This window comes from Brevundimonas sp., assembly GCF_046295075.1.
GTDB lineage: Bacteria > Pseudomonadota > Alphaproteobacteria > Caulobacterales > Caulobacteraceae > Brevundimonas.
This window is the reverse complement of sequence record NZ_JBKBOC010000021.1, coordinates 27,229-52,677: the sequence shown is the minus strand read 5'-3', so window position 1 is coordinate 52,677 and position 25,449 is coordinate 27,229. Positions and strand designations below refer to the sequence as shown.

At 68.4% G+C, this 25,449-nt stretch carries 27 protein-coding genes; 12 read left to right on the top strand and 15 right to left on the bottom strand.

Going from position 1 to position 25,449, the window contains the following annotated elements; all coding sequences use genetic code 11:
* Positions 1 to 138: 138 nt before the first annotated feature.
* The 9 genes from hisH (at position 139) to ACK4MH_RS14200 (ending at position 8,532) form a co-directional block, all read left to right on the top strand.
* The gene (gene hisH / locus ACK4MH_RS14240) at positions 139 to 735 is read left to right on the top strand and encodes an imidazole glycerol phosphate synthase subunit HisH (protein ID WP_409719505.1); all 597 of its coding nucleotides are present in this window, start codon (positions 139 to 141) and stop codon (positions 733 to 735) included.
* 169 nt (positions 736 to 904) lie between these two features.
* On the top strand, positions 905 to 1,636 hold the full coding sequence (gene hisA / locus ACK4MH_RS14235) for a 1-(5-phosphoribosyl)-5-[(5-phosphoribosylamino)methylideneamino]imidazole-4-carboxamide isomerase (protein WP_409719503.1): 732 nt from the start codon (positions 905 to 907) through the stop codon (positions 1,634 to 1,636).
* Positions 1,633 to 2,400 (top strand): imidazole glycerol phosphate synthase subunit HisF, encoded by a 768-nt coding sequence (gene hisF / locus ACK4MH_RS14230; protein ID WP_409719501.1) that lies wholly within the window; start codon positions 1,633 to 1,635, stop codon positions 2,398 to 2,400. Before hisA ends, hisF begins: the two co-directional genes overlap by 4 nt.
* Positions 2,397 to 3,023 carry a bifunctional phosphoribosyl-AMP cyclohydrolase/phosphoribosyl-ATP diphosphatase HisIE gene (hisIE, locus tag ACK4MH_RS14225; RefSeq protein ID WP_409719499.1) on the top strand — a complete coding sequence of 209 codons (627 nt, stop codon included), beginning with the start codon at positions 2,397 to 2,399 and terminating at the stop codon, positions 3,021 to 3,023. Before hisF ends, hisIE begins: the two co-directional genes overlap by 4 nt.
* A gap of 48 nt (positions 3,024 to 3,071) precedes the next feature.
* Entirely contained in the window at positions 3,072 to 4,532 is a 1,461-nt protein-coding gene (gene zwf / locus ACK4MH_RS14220) for a glucose-6-phosphate dehydrogenase (protein WP_409719497.1), read from the top strand.
* On the top strand, positions 4,525 to 5,241 hold the full coding sequence (gene pgl / locus ACK4MH_RS14215) for a 6-phosphogluconolactonase (RefSeq protein ID WP_409719495.1): 717 nt from the start codon (positions 4,525 to 4,527) through the stop codon (positions 5,239 to 5,241). The genes zwf and pgl overlap by 8 nt, the downstream gene beginning before the upstream one ends.
* Position 5,242: 1 nt before the next feature.
* A complete protein-coding gene (edd, locus tag ACK4MH_RS14210) occupies positions 5,243 to 7,132 on the top strand; it encodes a phosphogluconate dehydratase (RefSeq protein ID WP_409719493.1) in 1,890 nt (629 codons plus the stop codon).
* 31 nt (positions 7,133 to 7,163) lie between these two features.
* The gene (gene glk / locus ACK4MH_RS14205; RefSeq protein WP_409719491.1) at positions 7,164 to 8,135 is read left to right on the top strand and encodes a glucokinase; all 972 of its coding nucleotides are present in this window, start codon (positions 7,164 to 7,166) and stop codon (positions 8,133 to 8,135) included.
* A 91-nt stretch (positions 8,136 to 8,226) separates the two neighbouring features.
* Complete coding sequence (locus ACK4MH_RS14200; RefSeq protein WP_409719489.1) at positions 8,227 to 8,532, top strand: hypothetical protein; 306 nt, start codon at positions 8,227 to 8,229, stop codon at positions 8,530 to 8,532.
* Between the two features lie 62 nt (positions 8,533 to 8,594).
* Here ACK4MH_RS14200 and ACK4MH_RS14195 read toward each other — a convergent pair whose 3' ends face one another.
* Positions 8,595 to 8,960 (bottom strand): hypothetical protein, encoded by a 366-nt coding sequence (locus ACK4MH_RS14195; RefSeq protein WP_409719487.1) that lies wholly within the window; start codon positions 8,958 to 8,960, stop codon positions 8,595 to 8,597.
* Positions 8,957 to 10,252 carry a homogentisate 1,2-dioxygenase gene (gene hmgA / locus ACK4MH_RS14190; RefSeq protein WP_409719485.1) on the bottom strand — a complete coding sequence of 432 codons (1,296 nt, stop codon included), beginning with the start codon at positions 10,250 to 10,252 and terminating at the stop codon, positions 8,957 to 8,959. Before hmgA ends, ACK4MH_RS14195 begins: the two co-directional genes overlap by 4 nt.
* Before the next feature lie 115 nt (positions 10,253 to 10,367).
* Here hmgA and ACK4MH_RS14185 point away from each other — a divergent pair, with 115 nt between their 5' ends.
* Complete coding sequence (locus ACK4MH_RS14185) at positions 10,368 to 10,883, top strand: GNAT family acetyltransferase (protein WP_409719483.1); 516 nt, start codon at positions 10,368 to 10,370, stop codon at positions 10,881 to 10,883.
* Here the strand turns inward: ACK4MH_RS14185 and ACK4MH_RS14180 are convergent.
* Positions 10,880 to 11,137 (bottom strand): Lrp/AsnC ligand binding domain-containing protein, encoded by a 258-nt coding sequence (locus tag ACK4MH_RS14180; protein ID WP_135193685.1) that lies wholly within the window; start codon positions 11,135 to 11,137, stop codon positions 10,880 to 10,882. The genes ACK4MH_RS14185 and ACK4MH_RS14180 overlap by 4 nt on opposite strands.
* A 76-nt stretch (positions 11,138 to 11,213) precedes the next feature.
* Here ACK4MH_RS14180 and ACK4MH_RS14175 point away from each other — a divergent pair, with 76 nt between their 5' ends.
* On the top strand, positions 11,214 to 11,990 hold the full coding sequence (locus ACK4MH_RS14175; protein ID WP_409719481.1) for an alpha/beta hydrolase: 777 nt from the start codon (positions 11,214 to 11,216) through the stop codon (positions 11,988 to 11,990).
* 70 nt (positions 11,991 to 12,060) lie between these two features.
* Positions 12,061 to 12,741, top strand: a complete 681-nt coding sequence (locus tag ACK4MH_RS14170; protein ID WP_409719479.1) for a bifunctional 4-hydroxy-2-oxoglutarate aldolase/2-dehydro-3-deoxy-phosphogluconate aldolase — start codon at positions 12,061 to 12,063, stop codon at positions 12,739 to 12,741.
* Positions 12,742 to 12,753: 12 nt separating this feature from the next.
* On the opposite strand, the gene ACK4MH_RS14165 is transcribed toward ACK4MH_RS14170, so the two are convergent.
* The 12 genes from ACK4MH_RS14165 to ccmE all read right to left on the bottom strand — a co-directional run bounded on the left by ACK4MH_RS14165 (position 12,754) and on the right by ccmE (position 25,403).
* Positions 12,754 to 13,269 (bottom strand): periplasmic heavy metal sensor, encoded by a 516-nt coding sequence (locus ACK4MH_RS14165; RefSeq protein ID WP_409719477.1) that lies wholly within the window; start codon positions 13,267 to 13,269, stop codon positions 12,754 to 12,756.
* Complete coding sequence (locus tag ACK4MH_RS14160) at positions 13,266 to 13,673, bottom strand: hypothetical protein (RefSeq protein WP_409719475.1); 408 nt, start codon at positions 13,671 to 13,673, stop codon at positions 13,266 to 13,268. Before ACK4MH_RS14160 ends, ACK4MH_RS14165 begins: the two co-directional genes overlap by 4 nt.
* Positions 13,670 to 14,254 (bottom strand): RNA polymerase sigma factor, encoded by a 585-nt coding sequence (locus tag ACK4MH_RS14155; protein ID WP_409719473.1) that lies wholly within the window; start codon positions 14,252 to 14,254, stop codon positions 13,670 to 13,672. The genes ACK4MH_RS14160 and ACK4MH_RS14155 overlap by 4 nt, the downstream gene beginning before the upstream one ends.
* 66 nt (positions 14,255 to 14,320) lie before the next feature.
* Entirely contained in the window at positions 14,321 to 14,983 is a 663-nt protein-coding gene (locus ACK4MH_RS14150) for an EF-hand domain-containing protein (RefSeq protein ID WP_409719471.1), read from the bottom strand.
* 49 nt (positions 14,984 to 15,032) lie between these two features.
* A complete protein-coding gene (locus tag ACK4MH_RS14145) occupies positions 15,033 to 17,978 on the bottom strand; it encodes a bifunctional [glutamine synthetase] adenylyltransferase/[glutamine synthetase]-adenylyl-L-tyrosine phosphorylase (RefSeq protein WP_409719469.1) in 2,946 nt (981 codons plus the stop codon).
* Positions 17,979 to 18,120: 142 nt separating this feature from the next.
* A complete protein-coding gene (locus ACK4MH_RS14140; RefSeq protein ID WP_409719467.1) occupies positions 18,121 to 19,539 on the bottom strand; it encodes an ATP-binding protein in 1,419 nt (472 codons plus the stop codon).
* Positions 19,540 to 19,938: an endonuclease domain-containing protein gene (locus tag ACK4MH_RS14135; RefSeq protein ID WP_409719465.1), complete on the bottom strand. Its 399-nt coding sequence runs from the start codon at positions 19,936 to 19,938 to the stop codon at positions 19,540 to 19,542.
* A 70-nt stretch (positions 19,939 to 20,008) separates the two neighbouring features.
* Positions 20,009 to 20,680 (bottom strand): response regulator transcription factor, encoded by a 672-nt coding sequence (locus ACK4MH_RS14130; RefSeq protein WP_066623947.1) that lies wholly within the window; start codon positions 20,678 to 20,680, stop codon positions 20,009 to 20,011.
* An 85-nt stretch (positions 20,681 to 20,765) separates the two neighbouring features.
* Entirely contained in the window at positions 20,766 to 22,313 is a 1,548-nt protein-coding gene (locus tag ACK4MH_RS14125) for a Do family serine endopeptidase (protein ID WP_409719463.1), read from the bottom strand.
* 107 nt (positions 22,314 to 22,420) lie between these two features.
* Positions 22,421 to 22,927, bottom strand: a complete 507-nt coding sequence (locus ACK4MH_RS14120) for a cytochrome c-type biogenesis protein (RefSeq protein ID WP_409719461.1) — start codon at positions 22,925 to 22,927, stop codon at positions 22,421 to 22,423.
* Complete coding sequence (locus tag ACK4MH_RS14115; protein WP_409719459.1) at positions 22,924 to 24,912, bottom strand: heme lyase CcmF/NrfE family subunit; 1,989 nt, start codon at positions 24,910 to 24,912, stop codon at positions 22,924 to 22,926. Before ACK4MH_RS14115 ends, ACK4MH_RS14120 begins: the two co-directional genes overlap by 4 nt.
* Complete coding sequence (ccmE, locus tag ACK4MH_RS14110) at positions 24,909 to 25,403, bottom strand: cytochrome c maturation protein CcmE (RefSeq protein ID WP_409719457.1); 495 nt, start codon at positions 25,401 to 25,403, stop codon at positions 24,909 to 24,911. The genes ACK4MH_RS14115 and ccmE overlap by 4 nt, the downstream gene beginning before the upstream one ends.
* Positions 25,404 to 25,449 lie beyond the last annotated feature (46 nt).

The following is a 25,449-nucleotide window of genomic DNA, read 5'->3' as shown; positions in this document are numbered from 1 at the left end:
GGGGGGGGGGTGGGGCCCCGGGGGGGGGGGGGGGGCCCCCCAGCCCGCGCGCCGGCGCCTGACGCTCCACACCTCGTACGCCCTCGCCCCCTCCACCACGCTACGCGCGGTCCCCCTCCCCCAAGGGGGGAGGATCGCATGACCGAAGTCGCCGTCATCGCCTATGGCGCCGGCAACGTCGCCTCGGTCCAGTTCGCGCTCGAACGTCTGGGCGCGACCGTGCGCTTGACCGACGATCCCGCCGTGATCGCCGAGGCCGAACGGGTCATCCTGCCCGGCGTCGGCGCGGCCGGCTACGCCATGAGCCGCCTGGCCGAACTGGGTCTGGTCGAACCGATCCGCGCCTTCCCCCGCCCCCTGCTGGGCGTGTGCCTGGGCCAGCAACTGCTGTTCGAAACCAGCCAGGAGGGCGAGGGCGTCGATCTGCTGGGCTTCATCCCCGGCACCGTGTCCCGGCTGGAGCCGGCGGGCGCCCTGCCCGTGCCGCATATGGGCTGGAGCCGGCTGACGCGCGACCGCGACGACCCGCTGCTGGAGGGGGTCGCCGACGGCGCCTACGCCTATTTCGTTCACGGCTTCGTCTGTCCCGACGGTCCGGCGACCCTGGCCCGCGCCGACTATGGCGGCCCCGTCCCCGCCGTGGTGCGATCCGCCAACCGCTGGGGCTGCCAATTCCACCCCGAACGCTCGGCCGAGGCCGGGGCGACGATCTTGCGGAACTTCCTGAACCTATGACCCCCACCCCATCGTCATTCCCCGACGAAGCGAAGCGGAGATCGGGGAACCCAGCGGCGCCGAAGGCGATGCCGACTTCGATCGAGATCGCGGACGCATTTCGCCTGGCGGCGCCGCTGGGTTCCCCGGTCGCTACGCGCCGGAGAATGACGAAAGAGAGAAACGCCACATGCTGATCTATCCCGCCATCGACCTGAAGGACGGCGTCTGCGTGCGCCTGATGCACGGCAAGTTCGACCAGGTGACCCAGTATGACGAACAGCCGGCTGCCCGGCTGACCGCCTTCGCGACCGAGGGCGCGCAGTGGATCCACATCGTCGATCTGGACGGCGCCGAGGCGGGCGAAGCGCGTCAGCACGGCCTGATCGGCGAACTGACCCAGGCCATCGACGTCAAGATCCAGTCGGGCGGCGGGGTCCGCGGCGCCAATGACGTGGCCAAGCTGCTGGACGCGGGCGTGTCGCGCGTGGTCGTCGGCTCGCTGGCCGTGACCCAGCCCAACGACGTCGCCGCCTGGCTCAAGGGCTTCGGCGTCGAACAGATCACCCTGGCCTTCGACGTCAAGATCGAGGACGGCGTGCCCGTGCCCGCCCTGAAGGGCTGGACCCAGTCTTCGGGCCTCGATCTGTGGACCGCGCTCGACCGCTATCCGAAGGGGACGTTCAAACACCTGCTGGTCACCGACGTCGGCCGCGACGGCGCCATGACCGGCCCCAATCTGGAACTGCTGGCCGAAATCCGCCGCCGTCGCCCGGACCTGGTGCTTCAGGCCTCGGGCGGCGTCTCGTCGCTGGAGGATATCGCGGCGGTCAAGGCCCTGGGCTGCAACGGCGCCATCGTCGGCCGCGCCCTGTACGAAAACCGCTTCACCCTGCCCGAAGCCATAGCGACGGCCGCATGACGGCGCGCCGCATCATCCCCTGCCTGGACGTCAAGGACGGCCGGGTGGTCAAGGGCGTGAAGTTCGTCGGCCATACCGACATGGGCGACGCCGCCGAACTGGCGGCCCGTTATCGCGACGAGGGGGCCGACGAACTGGTCTTCTACGACATCACCGCCAGCCCCGAGGGCCGGACGCTGGACTATGGCTGGATCAAGGATATCGCCCGGCTGCTGGACATCCCCTTCTGCGTCGCCGGCGGCATCCGCAGCGTCGATCAGGCCGCCCGCTGCCTGGATCACGGGGCCGACAAGGTGTCGATCAACTCCCCCGCCCTGGAACGCCCGGAACTGATCGCCGAAATGGCCGCGCGGCTGGGCAGCCAGTGCGTGGTCGTCGGCGTCGACAGTCGTCTGGAGGACGGCGAGTGGGTGGTCCACAAATATACCGGCGACCCCGACGCGCGCCGCCGCGCCGGCAAGCGCACCCTGGACTGGCTGGACGAGGCGCAGGGCCTGGGCGCCGGCGAGATCGTGCTGAACTGCATCGACCAGGACGGGGTTCGACGCGGCTACGACATCGAACAACTGTCCGCCGCCCGCGCACGCCTGACCATCCCCCTGATCGCCTCAGGCGGCGCCGGCGCGCCCGAGCATTTCAAGGCCGTGTTCGAACAATCGGACGTCTCCGGCGCCCTGGCCGCCAGCGTCTTTCACACCGGCGCGATAGCCATCCCCGACCTGAAACGATACCTGGCCGACCAAGGCCTGGAGATGCGGTTATGACCCTCGACCCCAACACCATCGATTTCGAAAAAGGGAATGGCCTGGTTCCCGTGGTGGTGCAGGACGCCGCCACGCTTCAGGTGCTGACCCTGGCCTATATGGACCGCGCCGCCCTGGACGAGACCCTCGCGTCCGGCGAAGCCACCTTTTTCTCGCGCTCGCGCGGCGGACGGTGGAGGAAGGGCGAGACCTCGGGCGACCGGCTGTATATCGTGGGCGTCACGCCCGACTGCGACAACGACGCCCTGGTCCTGTCGGTGAACCCGGTCGGCAACGCCTGCCACCTGAACCGCACCAGCTGTTTCGGCGAGGCCGATGCGCCCGGCGTGGGCCGCATCGGCCGGCTGGAACAGACCATCGCCGTGCGCGCCGCCGCCGACCCGTCCGAAAGCTGGACCGCCAAACTGATCGCCCAGGGGCCCAAACGCATCGCCCAGAAGGTCGGTGAAGAAGGCGTCGAGACCGCCCTGGCCGGCGTCGCAGGCCCTGACGAGGAACTCGCCAGCGAGGCTGCGGATTTGATCTATCACCTGCTCGTTCTTCTCCATGCCCGTAACATGGTGTTTCAGGACGTGCTGGACGTGTTGGCCTCGCGTGCGGAAGCGGCCAAAGACAGCGGCTAGGCCGTAAAGGCGTTCGTCCCGAGAAATGGGACAGTCGAGGGAAATTCTATGGCGGCTCTCATTCTGTTCGGCGGCGGCGGCGATCTGGCGATGCGCATGCTTCTGCCGTCGCTGTATTTCCTCGAACACGACGGCCTGCTGCCTGAAGGACTGAAGATCATCGGCGCCGCCCGCTCGGAAGAGAGCGCCGACGACTATATCGCCAAGGTGCATGAGGCCGTGAAGGCCCGCGCCGAGGCCGACCAGGCCTGGGACGAAACCAGCTGGTCCAGGATGAAGGCCCGTCTGGATTATCTAGCCGTGGACGCCACCTCCCCCGACAGCCTCAAGCCCCTGAAGGACAAGGTCGGCGACGGCGAGGTCACGTCCTTCCTGGCCGTCTCCCCCTCGCTCTACGCCCGCATCGTCACGGCGATGAAGGCGGCGGGTCTGGCCGACAAGAACTGCCGCATCGTGCTGGAGAAGCCGGTCGGGCGCGACCTGAAGTCCTTCCTGGAAATCGACGACGCCGTGGCCCACGCCTTCAGCGAAGACCAGGTGTTCCGCATCGACCATTATCTGGGCAAGGAGACGGTCCAGAACCTGATCGCCCTGCGCTTTGGCAACACCATCTTCGAGCCCCTGTGGAACAACCTGTCGATCGATCACGTCCAGATCACGATCGGCGAGACGGTGGGGGTCGGCGACCGCTGGCCCTACTATGACGAATATGGCGCCCTGCGCGACATGCTGCAGAACCACATGCTGCAGCTGCTGTGTCTTGTGGCGATGGAGCCGCCCAGCGATCTGGACCCGGACTCGGTGCGCAACGAAAAGGTCAAGGTGCTGAGGTCCCTGCGTCCCGTCACGGTTGACGAGGCCGAGCGCGTCACCGTGCGCGGCCAGTATGTGGCGGGCGTCAGCGAGGGCAAGCCGGCCAAGGGCTATGACGAGGAGCGCGGAGCCGAGTCCGACACCGAGACCTTCGTCGCCGTGCGCGCCGACATCGACAACTGGCGCTGGGCCGGCGTGCCCTTCTTCATGCGGACCGGCAAGCGCCTGCCCGAGAAGCGCACCGAGATCGTCATCCAGTTCAAGCCGCTGCCCCACTCGATCTTCGACCGCGACGACCGCGGCGAGGTTCAGGCCAACCGCATGATCATCGAGCTGCAGCCCGAGGAAGACATCTCGCTGACGGTGATGAACAAGCGCCCCGGCCTGGATCGCCGGATGCAGCTTCAGCCGATCAAGATGAGCCTGTCGTGGGGTGTCGACGGCAAGTCCGCCGCGCCGCCGCGCCGCCGCATCGCCTATGAGCGGCTGCTGCTGGATGCGATGGCGGGCGACTCGACGCTGTTCGTGCGCCGCGACGAGGCGGAACAGGCCTGGAAATGGGTGGACGAGGTCTCCGAAGCCTGGGCCGAATCCGGCCTGAAGCCCGACGAATACGTCGCCGGAACCTGGGGCCCCGACAGCGCCGACATGCTGATGATGCGAACCGGCCGCGACTGGAACACGACCGATGTCTGAGACGCCCGTGATCGAAACCTTCCCCACCGTCGAAACTTGGGCAGAGGCCATCGCCGCTCGCCTGTCCGAGACCCTGGGCGCCGCCGTCCGCGACAACGGATCGGCCCTGTTCGCCGGTCCGGGCGGTTCGACGCCCGCGCCGGTCTATCGCCGTCTGGCCGCGACCGATCTGGACTGGTCCAGGATCGCCGTGACCCTGGTGGACGAGCGCTATGTCCCCGAGACCTCGCCGGAATCGAACGCCCGCCTGATCCGCGACGTGCTGTTGCAGGACAAGGCGGCCGCGGCGCGCTTCATCCCCCTCTATACGCCCGAGGTCACAGTGGACCGCGCGGGCATCGTGGCCGCCAAGGCCCTGGCCGATGCGGGCGGGCGTTTCGACGCGGTCCTTCTCGGCATGGGGGAGGATGGCCATATCTGTTCCATGTTCCCCGACAGCCCGACGCTGAAGACCCTGCTGACGCCGACGCTGAAGCCGACGGTCTTGGGCGTGCCCCACGGCCGGGACGGCATGGCGCCGACGATCGAGCGCCTGTCGATCAACCTGGCCTATCTGATGTCGGCCAGGCGCGTGATCCTGGGCCTGAAGGGCGCCGCCAAGCGCCGCGTGTTCGAAGAGCAGACCCAGGGCGATCCCAAGATCCAGCCCATCGCCGCCCTGATCGCCGCCGGCGTCCCCCTCGAAGTTCTGTATACGGAAGACAGCTGACATGGCCCTGCACCCCACGGTCGCCGCGGTCACCGCCCGCATCGTCGAGAAAAGCCGCGAGACCCGCGCCGACTATATCCGTCGCATGGACGCCGCCCGCGACAGCGGGACCGGCCGCGCCAAGCTGAGTTGCGCCAACTGGGCCCACGCCTTCGCCGGCCAGACCATTGCCGACAAACTCACTTCGATGGATGGCTCCAAGCCCAATCTGGGCATCGTCACCGCCTATAACGACATGCTGTCGGCCCACCAGCCGTTCGAGCGCTTCCCCGGCGTGGTGCGCGAGGCCGTGCGTCAGGTCGGCGCCACGGCCCAGGTCGCCGGCGGCACCCCCGCCATGTGCGATGGCGTGACGCAAGGCCGCCCGGGCATGGAGCTGTCCCTGTTCAGCCGCGACGTCATCGCCATGTCCACCGGCGTGGCCCTGACGCATGACGCCTTCGACGCCGCCCTGATGCTGGGCGTCTGCGACAAGATCGTGCCCGGCCTGTTCATGGGGGCCCTGGCCTTCGGTCATCTGCCCGTCGTCTTCGCCCCCGCAGGTCCGATGCCCTCGGGCATTCCGAACGCGGAAAAGGCCCGCGTCCGCGCCGAATACGCGCAGAACAGGGTGGATCGCTACACCCTGCTGGAGAGCGAGATCGGGAGCTATCACTCGCCCGGCACCTGCACCTTCTACGGCACGGCCAACTCCAACCAGATGATGATGGAGCTGGGCGGGCTGCACATGCCGTCCACCGCCTTCGTCCATCCCGACACCGGCCTGCGCGACGCCCTGACGGCGGCGGCGGCGAAGCGGGCGGTCGAACTGGCCCGCAGCGGCGAATGCCGCATGGCCGATGTCATCAGCGAGAAGTCCATCGTCAACATGATCGTGGCCCTGCTGGCCACCGGCGGTTCGACCAACCACGCCATCCACCTGGTCGCCATGGCGCGGGCGGCGGGTGTGCTGGTCGACTGGACTGACATGGACGAGCTGTCTTCCGTCACCCCACTTCTGGCCCGCGTCTATCCCAACGGCTCGGCCGACGTGAACGCCTTCCAAGCCGCCGGCGGCGTCGCCTTCATCGCCCGCGAACTTGCCAAGGCCGGCAATATCCACACCGACGTCACGACCATCATGGGTCAGGGCATCGAGGCCTATTTCCAGGAACCGTCGATGGTGGACGGTCAGCTGGTCTGGCGCGACGGGGTCAAGGAAAGCCTCGATCTCGACATCCTGCGCCCCGCCTCCAACCCCTTCGACAAGGAGGGTGGTCTGCGCCTGGTTCAGGGCGACCTAGGCCGCGCGGTGATCAAGATCTCGGCGGTCAAACCCGAGAACCGCATCGTCGAAGCCCCCGCCGCCGTCTTCGAGACCCAAGAAGACGCGCTCCAGGCCTTCCGGGACGGCAAACTGTTCCGCGACGTGGTCGTGGTCCTGCGTTTTCAGGGACCGAAGGCCAACGGCATGCCGGAGTTGCACAGCCTGTCGCCGGCCCTGTCGGTCATTCAGGACAAGGGGTTCAAGGTCGCCTTCGTCACCGACGGCCGCATGTCCGGCGCCAGCGGCAAGACTCCCGCCGCCATCCACGTCTCGCCCGAAGCCCTCGCCGGCGGCCCCCTGGCCCATGTTAAGGACGGCGACATCATTCGTCTGGACGCCGAGGCCGGGGTTCTGACCACGGTCGGGATCGCCGACCTGACCGCTCGCCCCCTCGCCGCCCGACCCGCCGCCAACGCCGAGGGATCATCCTGGGGCTATGGCCGCGAACTGTTCGGCGCCTTCCGCCACGTCGTCACCACGGCCGAACAGGGGGCGACCGTCTGTTTCGCCGTGCCGACCGGCTCTCGCGGTCATGATGACACGCCGCCCAACCCCAACTTCGTCGACCGGACCGTGGACGCCTGATCCACCGAACCGCGCGCAGGAAACGCCTGAAATGAATGACAAGACCCTCCTCGTCGGCGATGTCGGCGGCACCAACGCCCGCTTCGCCGTGGCCCGGATGATCGACGGCAAGCCCGTTCTGGACCACCACGAGAGCTTCCCCGCCGAGACCTATCCGACCTTCCTGGAAGGCGTCGCCGCCTTCGTGGACGGCTGCGACGTCAAGCCGACGGGCGGCGTCATCGCCGTGGCCGGCCCCGTCACCGACGGCGCCATCGACCTGACCAACTCGCCTTGGGCGGTTTCGGAGACCGAGCTTCAAACCCTGGGCCTGAAGCCGGTCAAGCTGATCAACGATTTCGAGGCCCTGGCCTGGGGTGCGCCCATCGTGCCGGAAGATCAGCTGGAAAGCCTGGGCGGGCCGGTGGACGGCGATCCGCACTCCACCGTGGCCGTGTTGGGCCCCGGCACCGGCTTCGGCGTCGCCGCCCTGGTGCGCGACGCCCACGGCAAGGAAATGGCCATGCCGTCCGAGGGCGGCCACGCCTGCTTCCCCCCCGGCGATCCCGTCGAGGACGAGATCCTGCGCATCCTGCGCCGCCGCTATGACCGCGTCTCCATCGAACGCCTGATCTGCGGCCCCGGCCTGCTGAACATGCACCGGGCCCTGGCCGAGATCGACGGCCGCGAGACCCATATCGACGATCCGGCCCAGATCACCGAGACGGCGATGAAGGATCCCAACAGCCCGTGCGGCGCCACACTGGCCCGCTTCTGCGCCATCCTGGGCGCCGTGGCCGGCGACATCGCCCTGACCACCGGGGCGCGTGGCGGCGTCTATATCGCCGGCGGCATCGTCCCGCGCATCCTGCCCTTCATCAAGGCCAGCCCCTTCCGCCAGCGGTTCGAGCGCAAGGGCCGGTTCAAGGACTATATGGCCGATATTCCGACCAAGGTGATCATGCACAAACACGCCGCCCTGCTGGGCGCGGCACGCGTCGCCTTCGCCCAATCCGAAGACTGAAAAACTCGGGCGATCACGAAAATCTCACGGCGGCGTGAACCGAACCGGCGCCGTGGCGTTTTCGAGTTTCCACCTAGGAGAGGAAACTCAAATGAAAAAGTTCGCCATCGCCGCCGCTTCGGTGTTCATGCTCGCCGGCGTCGCTGCCTGCGGTGAAAGCGCCGCTGACAAGGCCGCTGAAAACCAAGCCGACGCCATCGAAGCGACGGGTGAAGCCCGCGCCGACCAACTGGAATCGCAAGCCGCGACCGCTCCGACCGACGCTCAGGCCGACGCCCTGAACGCTCAGGCCGATCAGGTCGAGAAAAACGCCGACCGCAAGGCCGACATGGTCGAGCAGCAAGCCGGCAACGCCGACGGCGGCATGACCACCAACAACACGCCGTCGACCCAGTAAATCCGTTTACGGATGGATCAGCCCCCGTCGTTCGCGACGGGGGCTTTTTCGTGCGTGATGGGTCAGTCGATGCAGAGAGTCGGACCGGCCTTGCCGTCTTCGACCGGGGTGTTGCAGCCGAAGCGGTCGCTGGTGGCCTGACAGACGCCGGCCGTCCCCGCGCCCGGCGCGACGCCGCTGTTGCCCTCGATGCGGCAGTCGCCCTGGCATTGATCGCCGTCGGTGCAGCGCTTGCCAGCGTCTGCGTAGGAGATCACGCACTGCCAGGACTGCATCCGGCCGACCTGTTTCATCGTGCCGCCGCGCGTGGCGCAGGCCGAGGCCTCGGCGCTCTGCATCGGCGCGTCGGAGCCGGCGCTCGTCGTGGTCTGAGGCGAGCAGGCGGCGGCCAGCAGGGCGACGGCGGCGATGAGGGAAACGCGGATCATGAGATCTGTCCTTTGGTGAAGCCTGACCAGACGTCGTCGTAGTCGAGCTGCATCTGCGGTGATTCGGACGCCCATTTCGTGACGCGGATCGGCATGCGCGTCTCGAACATGAAGGCCAGGGTGTTTTCGATCTTGTGCGGCTTCAGCTCCGCCTTGACCGCGCCGTCATAGCTGGCCTGGTCGGGGCCGTGGCCGCTCATGCGATTGTGCAGGGACGCGCCGCCCGGTGCGAAGCCGCCGGCCTTGGCGTCATAGGCGCCGGTCACCAGCCCCATGAACTCACTCATGACGTTGCGGTGGAACCACGGTGGCCGGAAGGTGTCCTCGGCCACCATCCAGCGCGGCGGGAAGATGACGAAGTCGATGTTGGCCGTGCCCGGCGTCTCGGACGGGCTGGTTAGGACGGTGAAGATCGACGGGTCCGGGTGGTCGTAGCTGACGGTGTTGATCGTATTGAACCGCGCCGTGTCATAGCGGCAAGGCGCCAGATTGCCGTGCCAGGCTACCACATCCAGCGGGCTGTGGTCGAAGGTCGTGGCCCACAGGCGGCCGCCGTATTTCTGGACGCACTGGGTGGGGCGATCCACGTCCTCGAACGCCGCAACCGGGGTTTCGAAGTCGCGCGGATTGGCCAGGCCGTTTGACCCGATGGGACCAAGATCCGGCAGGCGGAACGGACTGCCGTAGTTCTCGCAGACATAGCCGCGAACGGGACCATTTACCTCGACGCGAAACCGAACGCCGCGCGGGATCAGGACGACATGGCCGGGTTCGGCCTCGATCACCCCCATCTCGGTGACGAACCGATGCGCGCCTTCTTGCGGCACGATCAGCAGCTCGCCGTCGGCATCGTAGAAGACCCGGTCGGTCATCGAACAGTTGGCGACATAGAGGTGGATGCCCGCACCCGCCCCGCCATCCGGCTCGCCGTTTCCGCCATAGGTGGTCAGCCCCTCGACCCAGTCGGTCGGCGCTTTTGGCACGGGCAGCGGGTCCCAGCGCATCCGATTGGGGTTTGGCGGCGTCTCGTCGAACGGGCCGGATCGCACCATCCCCTGATCGAAGGGCGTATACGGTCCGTGCTGGGCCGAGGGGCGCAGGCGATACAGCCAGCTGCGGCGGTTTTCTGCGCGCGGGGCGGTGAAGGCCGTGCCGGACAGCTGTTCGGCATACAGGCCCATCGGCGTCTTCTGCGGCGAGTTCTGGCCCACGGGCAGGGCGCCGGGCGCGGCCTCGGTCGCGAAATGGTTTCCGAAGCCGGTCAGATAGGCGGGCGCGTTGGATCGCGTCATGTCGTGTCTCCCTATGGCGTCGGTTTAGCCGTCCCTTGGGTCAGCGTCACCCTTTTGCGGCGAGGCAACAGCTTGGCCGTTCGCGCGTTGACAGCCGCCAGGGAGCTGCACTGCCATGACCTATCTGACCCGCGCCGTCTTCGGCTTCGCCAGTCTTCTTTTGCTGCTTTCGGCCATGGCCCTGATCGGGTTCGGCGTGAAGGACGCGGTGGAAGGGATCGGACGCCCGGATCAGTCCGGCGCCGACGCCGTGCTGGACATGCTGGGCTATGTCATCGTCGCCATCGCCGTCTTCGACGTGGCGAAATACATCTTCGAGGATGAGGTGCGACGCGGCAACGAACGGCGCAGTGCGGCCGAGGCCCGGCGCAGCCTGACGAAGTTCCTGTCCACCATCGTCATCGCCCTGTTCCTGGAGGCGCTGGTGGTGGTGTTCAAGACGGCGCGCGAGGACGTCGCCCTGCTGCTCTATCCCTCCGCCCTGCTTATCGCCGCCGTCCTGGTGCTGGTCGGCCTGGGCGCCTTCCAGCGCTTCTCGGCCACGGTCGAGGAGAAGGTCGGCGACGACGACGAGGCGGAGGAGCGCAAGGACGAGGTCAAGCGCAAGGCCGGAGCCGCCCGAAAAACCTAGGCCTGTTTCGGCAGGAAGGGCGAGAAGGTGATGACGGTGAAGGTGTCGCGCACGTGCGGCCGCGTCTGCACCTGTTTGGTCACGAAGGTGCCGATGTCGGCATCGCGCGGCAGGTTGAACTTGGCCAGCAGATCGTGCTGGCCCGAGGTCGAATAGACCTCCGAGACGTTCTCGACATTGTCCACGATGTCGGCCGCCACCTCATTGGCGTAGCCCAGCTCGCATTTGATGAAGACGAAGATGGCGGTCATCATGGCGGATCAGTCCTCTGGTTCGAGGGCGTTCCTAGCGGATCAAGACGTGACGGGTAAGCCGCAAGACATAGACGCCATGCTTGAGGCGCAATACAACAACCGCGCCCTGGTCCCCGACCACCCCGCCGTCATGGCGCGCTGGAAGGCGGGATCGGCGGCCGCCCGCGCCGCCCATCCGCCCGAAATCCTGAAATACGGCCCCGGCGAACGCGAGCGGATCGACTGGTTCGACGCAGGGAAAGGCGCGCCGGTCGTGGTCTTCATCCACGGCGGATACTGGCAGGCGCTGGATGCCGGCTGGTTCAGCTTCGTCGCCCCGCCCCTGCTGGCCCGTGGCGTCAGCGTCGCCATCCCGACCTATGACCTGGCGCCGACCGTTCGGTTGGGCCGGATCGTCGATCAGATGCGCGCCGCCGTCGATCTGATCCACGCCCGCACCGGCGCCCGCCCCGTCGTCAGCGGCCATTCGGCGGGCGGGCATATGGCGGCCTGCCTGTTGACGGACGGTCGCGCCTCGGCCGCCGTCTCCCTCTCGGGCGTGTTCGACCTGGAGCCCCTGATCCCAACCTCGCTGAACGCCGCCCTGGACCTGAACCCGGCCGAAGCGCGCGCCCTGTCGCCGATCCACCGGTCTGCGCCCGCCGGCGTCGTTCTGGACTGCATCGTCGGCGGGGCCGAGAGCGAAGCCTTCCTACGCCAAAGCGAGGCCATGGCCGCGCGATGGGCCGTTCAAGGCGCCGACACGCGGTTCGAGGCCTTGCCTGGCCTGAATCATTTCACGATGCTGGACCTGCTGTTCGATACGGACAGCGCTATAGTCGCGCGTCTGGCGACTTTGGCGCACGGTCGCTAACGCGGTTTGACTTGACCTTGCGTCCGCGACATCGGAGGTCGGGCGGAACCTATCGAAAAGGAAATCGTCCATGGCCCATGATCGCGTCAGCGTGCTTCAGGCGCTGGAGACCCAGGGCGTCTGCCCGGTCTTCTATCATTCCGATCCCGAGATCAGCCTGAACGTCATTCGCGCCTGTGCGCGCGGCGGGGCGCCGGTGGTGGAGTTCACCAATCGCGGCGACTTCGCCTGCGACCTGTTCGGCGAGATCAATCGCGAACTGATCAAGACCGATCCGAACGTCGTGCTGGGCATCGGTTCGGTCGTCGATGCGGGCACGGCGTCGCTTTATCTGAACCGGGGTGCGCGCTTCGTGGTCAGCCCCTGCCTGGTCCCCGACGTGGCCAAGGTCTGCAACCGTCGCATGGTCGCCTATTTTCCCGGCTGCGGCTCGGTGACGGACATCGGCGAGGCGCACGAGCTGGGCTGCGACATCGTCAAACTGTTCCCCGGCTCGTCGGTCGGCGGCCCGGACTTCGTCAAGGCGGTCAAGGGACCAATGCCCTGGGTCAAGATCATGCCGACGGGCGGCGTGGACCCCGACGAGGCCTCGATCGCCAAATGGTTCGGCGCCGGCATCGTCGCGGCGGGCATGGGCTCGAAACTGGTGACCGACGAGGCCGTCAAGTCGGGCGACTGGGCCGCCATCGAGGCCAAGGTCCGCGCGACGGTGGACGCCGTGGCGGCGTTCCGGGCGTCGAAGAAAGGCTGATCCGTCAGGTCGTCAGCGGGACGGACTTTGGTCCCGCTGACGATCGTTTCGTTCGCCGTGCACGATGGCGCGGCGGGCGTCGCCCTTGCGTTGCAGGATCGGCGTCAGGGCCTTGCGCTCATCGGGCGTGAGCGTGCCCAGCACAGCGACCGCCCCGTTTTCCAGCCGCGTGCGGCCGCGCATCTCGGCGACGCGGGATTGTTCGAGCAGGCTCTGAACGCGGGCCGCGTCCAGCGTCGGTTGACCGGCGATGTCGATTGCCTCACGTCGCGCCGCCCGCGCCGCTTCGAAATCCGGACGCGCCGCCAAAGCGGATTCCCGCAGGGCCGAGCGCACGCGGTCTCTAACGGCGGGGTCCAGATCGGCCAGCACCTCGGCCAGCGGGCCTTCGCGACCGGGACGCCTCTGATCCTCGATCTTGCGTTCGATCCTGTCGCGATTGACCACATAAGTGACGGCGCCCGCGACGGCGAACACGTTCAGCGCCACCGAGACGGCCAGGGCGATCTTCAGGGTCTTCGACGTCATCCCAGAACCTCGGTGTCGTCCACGCCGGTCAGCGAAGACTGATAGAGCACCGCATCGGCCCGCGCGTCGGCGCTCAGATGGGTCGTCAGGCCCACGCCGGCGACCACCCCGGCACAGGCGGCGGCGGCCCATCCGGCCCCCAGATACCAGACCGACCGCCCCAGCCGGCCACGTGCCTTGCGTTTGGGCGCAGCGGCCAGAATGCGCGCGGTCAGGGCGGCGGACGGAACCGGCGCAGGCGCGGCGTTCAGCAGGGCGTCCAGCGTCGCCGCCTCGTCCAGCACCGCCTTCAGCGAAGGATCGGCCGCGAGCAGACTTTCGGCGAAGGCGCGCTCGGACGCGGGCCACCGACGCAGGTCGGCGCCGTAGGCGTCCGCCAGTTCGTGCAACCGTTCCGCCTTCATCGTCCGTCTCCTCTACCTGCCCTCGGCGACCCGGCCGGAGCCATGTCCGAAAGGGCCTGACGCAATGCGCGACGACCGCGCGACAACAAACTCTCCAGCGCCTCGACGCTGATCTCCATCAGAACGGCCGCCTCGATATTGGACAGCTCCTGATAATGGCACAGGACGATGGCCTCGCGCTGACGGTCCGGCAGCCGTTTCAGCGCCGCATCAACCCGCACGCCTGTCTCGGCCGCCAGCAGCCCCCGATCCGGCGCCGGTCCCTCGTCGGGGCGATCCGGCGGCGTGTCGGTGGGAATCTCGCGCCGTCGCCGCAGCCGGTCGTAGCAGAGGTTCAGCGCCACCCGGTGCAGCCAAGTGTCGAACCGCGCCTTGCCGGGCGCCCATTTCGGCGCCTGACGCCAGGCCTTGAGCATGGCCTCCTGGGCCACGTCCTCGGCCTCGGCCGCGTCGCCCAGCATCCGCTGGGCCAGGGCCAGAATACGCGGCAGCTTGCGCGCGACGAGCGTCTGCGCCGCCGCCGGGTCGCCCTGACCCACCCGGCGCACCAGATCCTCGTCGGGGTCGACGATCGCGACCAAACCTGCCTCTTCCGCTGCTGACGAAAGGGACCGGTTCGCTCATGACGGCCGACCCCGACACCGTTCTTACTCCGAAGCCGGGGCGGGGGAAGCCGGTTGTTGCGCCGGACGGGCTGCGCGGCGTTCCGCACGCTGGGCCTGACGCTCCGCACGATGGGCGGTCATGGCCGTGCGGCGCTCGTCGGCCGAGATCACGCCGTCGCGGTTGCCGTCCATCTTGTCGAAACGCTCGCCCAGCTTGGCGGCGACGTCGGAGATCACCACCGGACCGCGTTCGCGGCCGGGGCCACGCCCTTCGGAGCCCGGACGACCGGGACCGCGCATGGCGTGACGCGGGCCGCCGCGATGCCCCTCACGATTGCCGGCGCGTTCGGCGCGCAGGCCGCGATCAGGGCGCGCGGCATGGCCGGCGTCGAACTCGGCGCGGCTGATGGAGCCGTCGCCGTTGGCGTCCAGCTTGGCGAAGCGGGCGTCGGCGCGTTCGGCCTGGCGGGCCTGCATGCCGGCCTGACGTTCCTCGACGCTAACCGTGCCGTCGCTGTTCGCATCCAGCGCGGTAAGGCGGGCGACGCGCGTATCGACGAACTCGGCGCGCGTCATCTGACGGTTCGCTTCGCCGCGCGCCTGATACGGAGCGGGTGCGCCAGCGGGGGGAACCTGTGCGGTCGCCACGCCGGCGACGGCGGCCAGCGCGATGACGCTCAGGCCGGTCAGAAAGGTCTTTCTCATCTCGATCATCTCCATGGACCGCATGGCGCGACCCTTTGACATTGCCCTGTCAGGAGATTGAACGCGGCGTCTCCGAATCTCCGTCGCGGCCCTCTTTTTCGAATCTGGCGGGAACCGCCCTTTCGAACGCCTTGCGCGCCCGCGCCCGCAGATCGGTCAATTCTGTCTTCAGGGTCTCGAAGTCCTGAGCCCCCGCAGCCTCGGCCAGACGCAGCTGGAAGACGGACGGCTCGGCCTCGGGATCGACCCGCCCCTCGAAGGCGGCGGCCAGCAGATGGGCCAGCCGCTGCTGCACCCGCCAGGCCTCGGCCAGAACCGGGTCGTCGTGCAGGGCCTCCAGCGTCGAAAGCGTCAGGGGTTCCCCGATGGCGGCGGCCTGCAGCTGACGGAACTGGGCCGCAAACTCGGCGTCCACCTGGCCGCCGGGCGACAGTTTCAAATCCCAGAAGCCGTGCGGGCGACGTTCGCGGTCCATCAGCGCCCGCATCTTACGCACATCGGCGGCGATATCGACGCCAGGGCGCGGGCGGCGCAGGGCGGCCTCGATGGCGGCGGACACCTGGGCGCCGAACTTCGCATCGCTGGCCCAGACGACGCGGGCGCGGGTCAGGACCATGAACTCCCAAGTCTCGGCCTCGCGGGCGTAATAGGCGTCGAAGGCCTTCAGCCGCACCGAGACAGGCCCCTTGGAGCCGGTGGGGCGCAACCGCATGTCGACCTCGTACAGGCCGCCCTCGGCAGTATGCGCCGACAGGGCCGCGATCAGTCGCTGGGTGAAGCGGGCGTAGAAGACATCGGCGGTCCAGCCCTTGATCGCGGATGCAGCGTCCGGCGGGGCCTCGTACAGGGTCATCAGATCCAGGTCCGACCCGGCCGTCATCTCGCGCGACCCGGCCTTGCCCAGGGCCACCACCGCCACCGCGCCAGGCAAGGCGCCGCCCAGCCGTTCCGTCTCGGCCAAGGCCGCCGGCGACAGGGTCAGCATGGCGGCGTCCGCCAGGGCCGCATAGGCGCGACCCGCCGCCTCCGGCCCCGCGCGTCCGGTCATGGCGTGGATGCCGATGCGGAACATCTGTTCGCGATGCAGGCGGCGCACGGCGTTCATGGCGCCCTCGAAATCCTCGGTCTCGCCGGCTTCGCGCAGGATCTGTTCGGTCAGGCCGGTCTCGGCGGACAGGTCGGCCAGGAAGCGGGCGTCCAGCACCCCGTCCAGAGCCGCCGGTTGACGCCCCAGGGTCCGGGCCAGGCGCGGCGCAAAGGCCATGACGCCCAGCACCATCTCGAACAGCTTGGGCTGGTTCAGGAACAGGGCCTGGACCTGAACCCCCGCCGCCAGGCCCGAGAAGAAGGTGGCGAAACGCCGAAACGCGTCGTCCGGCGCGCCGGAGCGAGCCAGGGCCTCCAGCAGGCGCGGAGCCAGGCGGGTGAACAGCTCTCGACCGCGCGACGTTCGCGTCGCGGGGATGCGGCCGTGGTGCCAGCTGCGGATGGTGTCGGCGACGGAGGGCGCCTCGGAAAAGCCCATGCGACGCAGGGTCTCCAGCGTCTCGGGATCGTTCTCGACGCCTGTGAAGACCAGGCTGCCATAGCTGGAATCCAGATCCTCGCCGCCCTCGAACAGCTCGCCGTAACGGGTGTTGACCCGCACCAGCAGGGCCTCGACATGGGCGTCAAAGGCCGCCAGATCGCCGGAACCGGCCAGCGCGGCGACGGCGGCGCGGCGTTCGCGGTCCTCGGGCAGGCGGTGGGTCTGCTCGTCGTCGAGCATCTGCACCCGATGCTCCAGCCCGCGCAGCTCGACATAGGCGGCCGACAGTTCCTCGCAGACCGCCTGGGGGATGTGGTCGGCGTCGGCCAGCGCCTTCAGCGCCTCCAACGTGCGCTGTTTGCGCAAGCCCGGATCGCGCCCGCCCAGGATCAGCTGCTGGGTCTGGGCGTAGAATTCGATCTCGCGGATGCCGCCGCGCCCCAGTTTCAGATTGGCCCCGGCGGCGTGCAGCCCCTCGCCCGTCTTGTGGACGTGGATCTGTTTCTTGATCGACTGGATGTCGAGCACGGCGGCGTAATCCAGGCTGCGCCGCCAGATGAAGGGGATCATCGCCTTCAGGAACCGGCCCGCCGCCCGCATGTCGCCCAGCACCGGCCGCGCCTTGATGAAGGCCGCCCGCTCCCAGTTCTGACCGACGCTCTCATAGTAGGCCAGAGCCATCGGTCCCGCGACCACCGGCGGGGTCGAGGACGGGTCGGGCCGCAGCCGCAGGTCGACGCGGAAGACATAGCCGTCGGCCGTCCGCTCGGTCAGCAGGGTCGCGATCCCCTTGCCGACGCGATTGGCGAAATCCTGCATCTCCTCGCCCTCGCGCAGGGCCAGGACCATCAGGCGCGGCTCGAAGAAGAGGGAGATGTCGATGTCGGAGGAATAGTTCAGCTCATTGGCGCCGTGCTTGCCCATGGCCAGGCCGAACAGGCCAGGGATCGGACCGCGCGGATCGCCCGACGGCGAGACCAGCCGACCGCGCGCCCTCTGTTCGGCGGCGACGGCGCGCAAGGCGGCGCGGCATGAGGCGTCGGCGAATTTTGACAGGGCCTCGGTGACCTGATCCAGATCCCAGACGCCGCCCAGATCGGCCAGGGCGGTCAGCAGATGCAGGTCGGCCTTCAGCACCCGCAGCGGGGCGCGAACCTCGTCCGGTTCTGCGTCCAGCGCATCGGTGTCGCGGATGATCTGGGCGAGGCTGGCGGCGGGATCCTGTTCCAGCAGGCGACGCAGATGGGCGGGGCGGCGACGCATCAGGCCGGCGAGATAGGGGGACGCTCCCGCGACCGGGGCCAGAGCGGGCCAGGCGGCGTCCAGAGTATCGCGCCAGCCGTCGGCGTCGGCGGCCTCGATCAGACTTTCCAGCAGGCGGTCGGCTGCTGCCGTGTTGGCGACAGGTCCTGCGGGCTTGATCCTTTGGCCCAGCGGTATCGATGCGGAGGTTGCAGTATCGGCCATTAAATCATCCGCTCATCCCTGCGAAAGCGGGGACCCAGTACTTTCGCTCGGCAAAGCCGTTGGACCACGATCCTGACACACGCCACAAGCCTGACCGCCCAAAAGCCTAGGTTCCCTCTTTCGCGGGGATGAGCGGAAATCTCTAGTTCTGGACCGCAGGGGGAAGAACCAAGGCCACCCTCAGCCCCGGCCCGAAATCGCCATAGGCGCCCGGCCCCTCGTCCAGCACGACCCGGCCGCCGTGCGCCTCGGCTACCGCCGTCACCAGCGACAGACCCAGGCCCGAGCCGGGCTCGGTGCGGCTGTTGTCCAGGCGCACGAAGCGCTGGACGACGCGTTCGCGGTCCTCCTCGGGCACGCCCGGTCCGGTATCGGTGACGGAATATTCGATCTCGCCGGACGACCGCCGCCGCGCGCGCAGCTTCACCGCCCCGCCGGCAGGCGTGTATTTAATGGCGTTGTCGATCAGATTGGCCAGGGCCTGGGCCAGGAAGGGCTGGTTGCCCTCGATCATCAGGCCGCGTTCGACCTCGGACGAGAAATCGATCGCCTTGTCCTCGGCCGCCGGTTCGTACAATTCGGCCATGTCGGCGGCGAGGTCGGCGGCGTCCATCAGCCTGGGGTCCGGCGCCCCGCCCGCCTGCAGACGCGCGATGGCCAAGACGGTGTTGAAGGTCTTCAGCAGGTGATCGGCCTCGTCCAGGGCGATGCCCAGGGCGTCGACGCCGTCGATCTTGCCGGCTTCCGCGTCGATCAGCGCCACCTCCAGCTTGGCCCTCATCCGCGTCAGGGGCGAGCGCAGGTCATGCGCGATGGCGTCGCCGGCGTGGCGGATCGAGGACATGGACGCCTCCAGCCGATCCAGCATGGTGTTCAGCCCCTGGCCCAGCTCGTCCAGTTCGTCGCCGGTGTTGCGGACGGGGGCGCGGACCTTGAGGTCGCCCTCCTGCACCGCCTGCACGACCTGGTTCAGCCCGGCCATGGACTTCTCCACCCGCCGGCTGATGTAGAGACCGCCCGCCAGGCCCAGCAGCATCACCAGCGCCATGGCGCCCCACAGGGCCTGGGTCAGTCGGGCCAGGTATTCCTCGATGTCGCCGATGTCCTGACCGACGAACAGATGCTCGCCCCCCGACAGGGTGGTGATCACCCCGATGGAGCGTCGACGCTGGACCTTGCCCTGCGCATCCGTGTCGGTCAGGCGGAAGCTCTCCCAGTCGCTAGCGCCGGCCGGCAGGCTGAGGTCGATGTCGATCGGCGATTCGGTGATGTTGCCGGTGATCGTCTTTCCAGCCGCGTCGGTCAGCAGATACAGATAAGGCCCGCCCCGGATCGACCGCTCGACCAGCGCCTGGTTCAGGGCGTCGATACCGCGCGTGCCGTGGATCGCCGTCAGGGCGCCCAGCTCGATCTCCACATCCGCCTTGGCCCGCCCTTGGGCCTCCGACGCCGAGGCGAAATAGACATAGGCCAGGATCGCCCCCGCCGCCGCCACGAACAGCGCCAGGAACAGCAGCGTCAGCCGAAAGGGCGTGCGACGAAGGAGGGAGGGAAGGCGCAACTATTCTCCCTCCCCTTCATGGGGAGGGACGGCGACGCGCAGCGACGCCAGGGTGGGGGAGTTCATGAGCCTCGCCACGACGAAATCCATCACACCGTCGATACTGTCGCGGATGGCCGCATTGTCGAAGCGCAGGGTGACGAACCCCTCTTTCGCCAGGACTGCGTCCCTGATCCGATCATGGCGTATCTGTTCATCCAACTGATGCACCTGTCCATCGACCTCGATCACCAGACGGTGCTTGAAACAGACGAAGTCTAGGTAATAACCCTTGAAGGGCGCCTGACGGCGAAAGTGAAAGCCCTCGCCGCGAAGCCGCTTGAGATTGGCCCACATCCGGGCTTCCGGCGGGGTCATGGCCTTGCGCATCGCGCGGGCGCGGTCTGTCTCCGAAAACATGGGCACTTCCCCACCCTGATCGCTGCGCGATCGTCCCTCCCCATAAAGGGGAGGGAGAACTTCCTGCGCCCTACGCCTCCAACCGATATCCCGCCCCGCGCACGGTCTGCAGCATCGCGCGGTCGAAGCCCTTGTCGATCTTGGAGCGCAGGCGGCTGATGTGGACGTCGATGACGTTGGTCTGGGGGTCGAAATGGTATTCCCAGACCTTCTCCAGCAGCATGGTGCGCGTCACCGACTGGCCGGCGTGGCGCATCAGGAACTCCAGCAGCTGGAACTCGCGCGGCTGCAAATCGATCTCTGCCGCGCCGCGATGCACGGTGCGGGCGATCAGGTTCATTTCTAGGTCGCCGACCTTGAGCACGGTCTGGACGCCGCCAGTTTCGCGGCGGCGGGCCAGGGCCTCGACCCGCGCGATCAGTTCGGCGAAGGCGTAGGGCTTGACCAGATAGTCGTCGGCGCCGGCCTTCAGGCCCGTGACGCGATCTTCGACCTCGCCCAGGGCCGACAGGAACAGGACCGGGGTCTGATCACCGCCCTTGCGCACCGTCTCGACCATGCCGACGCCGTCCAGGCGCGGCATCATCCGGTCCACCACATAGACGTCGTAGCCGCCCTTTTGCGACTCCAATAGCCCGAAGGCGCCGTCCACGGCGTGGGTCACCTCATGTCCGGCTTCGGACAGACCCCGCACCATGGCGGTCGCCGCCTCGGCGTCATCCTCGACCACCAAAATCCGCATCGAAACCCCTCCCGGAATCAAAATCGCCGCCGATGGTAGCGCATCGGCGGCGATAGGGTGAGTTAAGGCTTGGTCAGAATGCCGATCATTCGCTGGTAGCGAAGCGCAGCGGGACCGGGCTGGTGCCCTGGGGCGTGCGGACGAACAGCAGGATGCTGGGTCGACCCGCCTGTTTGGCCGCCGCTACCGCCGCGCGCAGATCGGCCGCGGAGGTGATGTTGCGGTCATTCGCGCGGGTGATGACGAAGCCCGGCTGGAAGCCGAGACGCGCCGCAGCCGAATCCTGCTCCACATTGGTGATGACCACGCCGGTCACGCTTTCGGGAATGCTGAAACGCGACCGGGCGGCGGGCGTAATGGCCGTCACGCCAAGGCCTTCGATGGTTTCGCCCTGGCCCGGCTGAGCCTGACCCGGAGCCGCAGAACCGCCTCCCTCTTCACCCGCGTTCAACTCTTCTTCCGACGGACGCGTACCCGAACGGACGTTGAGCGTCTGACGGCGGCCGTCGCGGATCACTTCCAGGCGAATGGTATCGCCCGGCTTGGCCGACCCGACCCGGCGCGTGGCTTCCTGGCTGTTCGCTACGGCCTCGCCGTTGACGCCGACCAGCAGGTCGCCAACCTGAACGCCTGCACGCGCAGCAGGACCGCCATCGGTCACGCTCTCGACCAATGCGCCCTTGAAGTCCTTGGGCTGACCCAGGGCTTCCCACCCGTCGGGGCTGAGGGTGCGCAGGCCCAGACCGACATAGCCGCGCTCGATCGACTGACCGCGCATCAGGCGTTCGGTGATCGTCTTGGCCGTATCCGCCGGGATGGCGAACCCGATGCCGACCGATCCGCCGGTGGGCGAATAGATGGCCGAGTTCACGCCGATAACGCGACCGTGAATATCGAAGGTCGGACCGCCCGAGTTGCCGCTATTGATTGCGGCGTCGATCTGGATGTAGTCGTTGTAGCCCGACGGATCGATGTCGCGCGCCTTGGCCGAGACGATGCCGGCCGTGGCGGTGCCGCCCAGGCCGAAGGGGTTGCCGATGGCGATAACCCAGTCCCCGACGCGGGGCTCGGCCGTCTCTTCGAAGCTGACGTATTTGAAGTCATTGCCCTCGACCTTGATCACGGCAAGGTCGGTGCCGGGATCACGGCCGATCAGACGGGCCGGCAGTTCACGGCCGTCCGACATCTTGACCTTGATCTCGGTCGCGTCGGCGACGACGTGGTTGTTGGTGACGATGAAGCCGTCCTGGGAAATGAAGAACCCAGAACCTTTACCTTGGGTTGTGCGCGATTCTGGATCGTCACCACCCTGACCGCCACGGCCCTGCGGCGGCACGAACTGGAACGGCAGGCCGGGAATGGTGAAGGCGCCGCCCTGGGGCTGATCGACCTTGACCGTCACGTCGATCTGCACGACGGCCGGCGAAACCTGATCGAAGATGGTCGCGAAACTGCTGGGCGCGCCCGGCGGGGGGGTGAAGCTGTCGCCGTTGGCAGGGACCGGCGTGATCCGGTTGACCGCCTGCGGCTCCGCATGCGCGCCGGGCCAGTTGATGACGCCGCCGGCGGTCGCCGCCGCCGCCAGGGTCAGGCCGGCCGCGGCCCCGAGAATGAACTCCTTGCGCTTCAGCATCGTGGTCCTTGCGATCCTCTGTCCAGCGCCATGCGGGCGCCGGTTTCGCGATTGATATAGGCCGGACGGCGCTTACGCCAATCCCAGCCGCCGATCGTTGATCTCGACTAGCGCCCGTCGTGAGGCGAGGTTGCGTCAGGATCGCGGCGAAGCTTCTCATTTCGCAGAACTTCGTCCAGCCGATCTTCTTCTTCGGCCGTCAGGGGCACGGCCTCCACCGGCCGGCGGCGCGCGCGCAGCACCAGGACGAGGATCGCCAGCAGCACCAGGGCGAACGGCCCGAACCACAGCAGCCAAGTCCCCGCCCGCACCGGCGGGGTGAACAGCACATAGTCGCCGAAGCGCCGCACCAGGTCGTCGCGCACCGCCTGGTCCGAGGCGCCGGCCGCGATTTCCTCGCGGATCAGCCGGCGCATGTCGCCCGCCACGCCCGCCGGGCTGTCCGCGATGGCCTCATGCTGACAGACGACGCAGCGGACATCCTTGAACAGGGCCTGGGCGCGGGCTTCCTGGGCCGTATCGGGCAAGGGCCGGTCGGGCGCGGCGGGCGGCTCGGCCGCCGTCAGCATCAGCGCCAGGACCGGCGCGGCGAGAAGCGTCCACAGACGCCTCATGCCGTCTTGCGCCGTCGCGGACCGACGCCGACCCGCAGCCGCCGATCCATCAGGGACAGGACGCCGCCCAGGGCCATGATCATCGGCCCCAGGAAGATCAGTCGCGCCCAGGGGTTCCAGTACAGGCGCACGACCCAGGCCGGCTGCTGCGGACTGCCCGCCCGTTCGCCGATCACGACATAGACGTCGTCCAACCCCCGGAAATCCAGCCCGACCTCGGTCGTGGTCTGACCGCCGGCGGGGAAGAAGCGGCGCTCGGCCGTGACGGTGCTGGCCCGGCCCCGGTCATCGGTCGGCCGTACCGTCAGCCGGCCCTGTTCGGCCAGATAGTTCGGCCCCTCGACCACGCGGACTTCGTCCAGGGTGACGGTCCAGGGTCCGGCGGAGACGCTCTGGCCCAGCGACAGGGCGCGCGCCGTCTCGGCCTTGAAGCCGGTCTCGACCACCGCCCCCAGGATGAAGACGCCCAGCCCCAGGTGCGCCAAGGTCATGCCCCAGGCGCCCAGCGGCAGGCCTTTGAGCCGACGCAGGGTCTCGGCCGCCGACGCCCTGAACAGCCGCGCGCGTTCGGCCACCTCGGCCAGCGATCCCAGGATCAACCAGGCGCCCAGGCCGATCCCGGCGGCGGCCAGCGCCTTCTTCGGTTCCCACAGGGCATAGGCCGCAAGCGCCGAGACAATGGCCAGACCTGCCGCGACGGCCAGACGCTGCATCGCGCCGGGCAGGTCGCCGCGCTTCCACGCCAGCAGCGGCCCGGCCGGCAAGATGATGAAGGCGACCATCATCAGCGGCGTGAAGGTGGCGGCGAAATAGGGCGGGCCGACCGAGATGGTCGCGCCGGACGCGGCCTCCAGGATCAGCGGATACAGGGTGCCCAGCAGCACGGTGGCCGCCGCCGCCGTCAGGAACAGGTTGTTCAGCACCAGGGCTCCCTCGCGGCTGACGGGCGCAAACATTCCGCCGCCCTTCAGCTGCGGCGCGCGCCAGGCGAACAGGGCGAAGGCGGCGCCGGCGGTCACGCCCAGAATCGCCAGCAGCATCAGGCCGCGCTGAGGGTCTACCGCGAAGGCGTGGACGCTGGTCAGCACGCCCGACCGCACCAGGAAGGCGCCCAGCATGGAGAAGGTGAAGGCCAAAAGGGCCAGAAACACCGTCCAGCCCGCCAAAGCGCCACGCCGTTCGGTCACGACGGCGCTGTGCAACAGGGCCGCCCCCGCCAGCCAGGGCATGAATGACGCATTCTCGACCGGATCCCAGAACCACCAGCCGCCCCAGCCCAGTTCATAATAGGCCCAGAACGACCCCAGGGTGATGCCGACGGTCAGAAAGGCCCAGCTGGCCAGCGCCCAGGGCCGGACCCACCGGCCCCAGGCGGGCCAGAAGGCGGTCTGAGCCCGGCCCTCGATCAGGGCGGCGACCGCAAGCGAGAAGCAAACTGAGAAACCGACATAGCCGGCGTAGAGCAGCGGCGGATGCACGGCCAGAGCCGGGTCCTGAAGCAGCGGGTTCAGCGACGCACCCTGGAAAGGCGCCGGGTCCAGTCGAGTGAAGGGGCTGGAGGTGAAGACGGCGAAGGCCAGGAACAGCGACCCCAGCGCGCCCTGCGTCGCCACGGCCGAGGCCTTCAGCCCGAACGGCAGCCCGCGCGCGCGCGCCAAGGCTCCGCCGAAGACGGTCAGGACCAGGCACCACAGCAGCAGCGAGCCCTCGTGGCTGCCCCAGGCGCCGGCGACCTTGTACAGCATCGGCTTGTCGGTGTGGCTGTTGGCCGCGACGTTGGAGACCGAGAAGTCGGACACGACGAAGGCGTAGATCAGCGCCGCGAAACTGAGGGCGATCGCGCCCGCCGCCGCCAGCGCCGCGCCTTGGGCCGCGCCCGCCAGAACCGGGCTGCGTCGCGCGCGCCCGGCCGCCGACAGGCCCGTCTGCAGGATCGACAGCGCCAGAGCCAGCGCCAGGGCGAAGGCCCCAAGCTCAGCGATCATAGGGGAACGGTCTTGCTGGCGGCGGTCGTCGTCGGCGCCGCCTCAGGCCGCCACTCGCCCTTTTCCTTCAACCGCTCGGAGACCTCGCGCGGCATATAGTTCTCGTCGTGCTTGGCGAGGACCTGGCTGGCGTGGAAGGTGCGGTCGGCGGCGAACGCGCCCTGCGCGACGATCCCCTGCCCTTCGCGGAACAGGTCGGGCAGGTCGCCGTGAAAAACGACGCGGGTCGTCGCGGCGTTGTCGGTGACGACGAACGCCACGACACCGTCGCCGGATTTCTGCACGCTGCCGGCCTCGACCAGACCGCCCAGGCGGATGTTGCGGCCCTCCGGCGCCTTGTCGGCCGTGGCCTCGGATGGGGAATAGAAGAAGGTCACGCTGTCCTGCATGGCCCACAGCGACAGGCCGACCGCCAGCGCCAGGATCGGCGCCACGGCGGCGACGACCCACAGGCGACGACGCGCCTTCGGCGATTTGGGCAGCCAGCTCATGCGACGGACGTTCCGGGTTCGGAGGGCGGATCGGCGGCATATACCG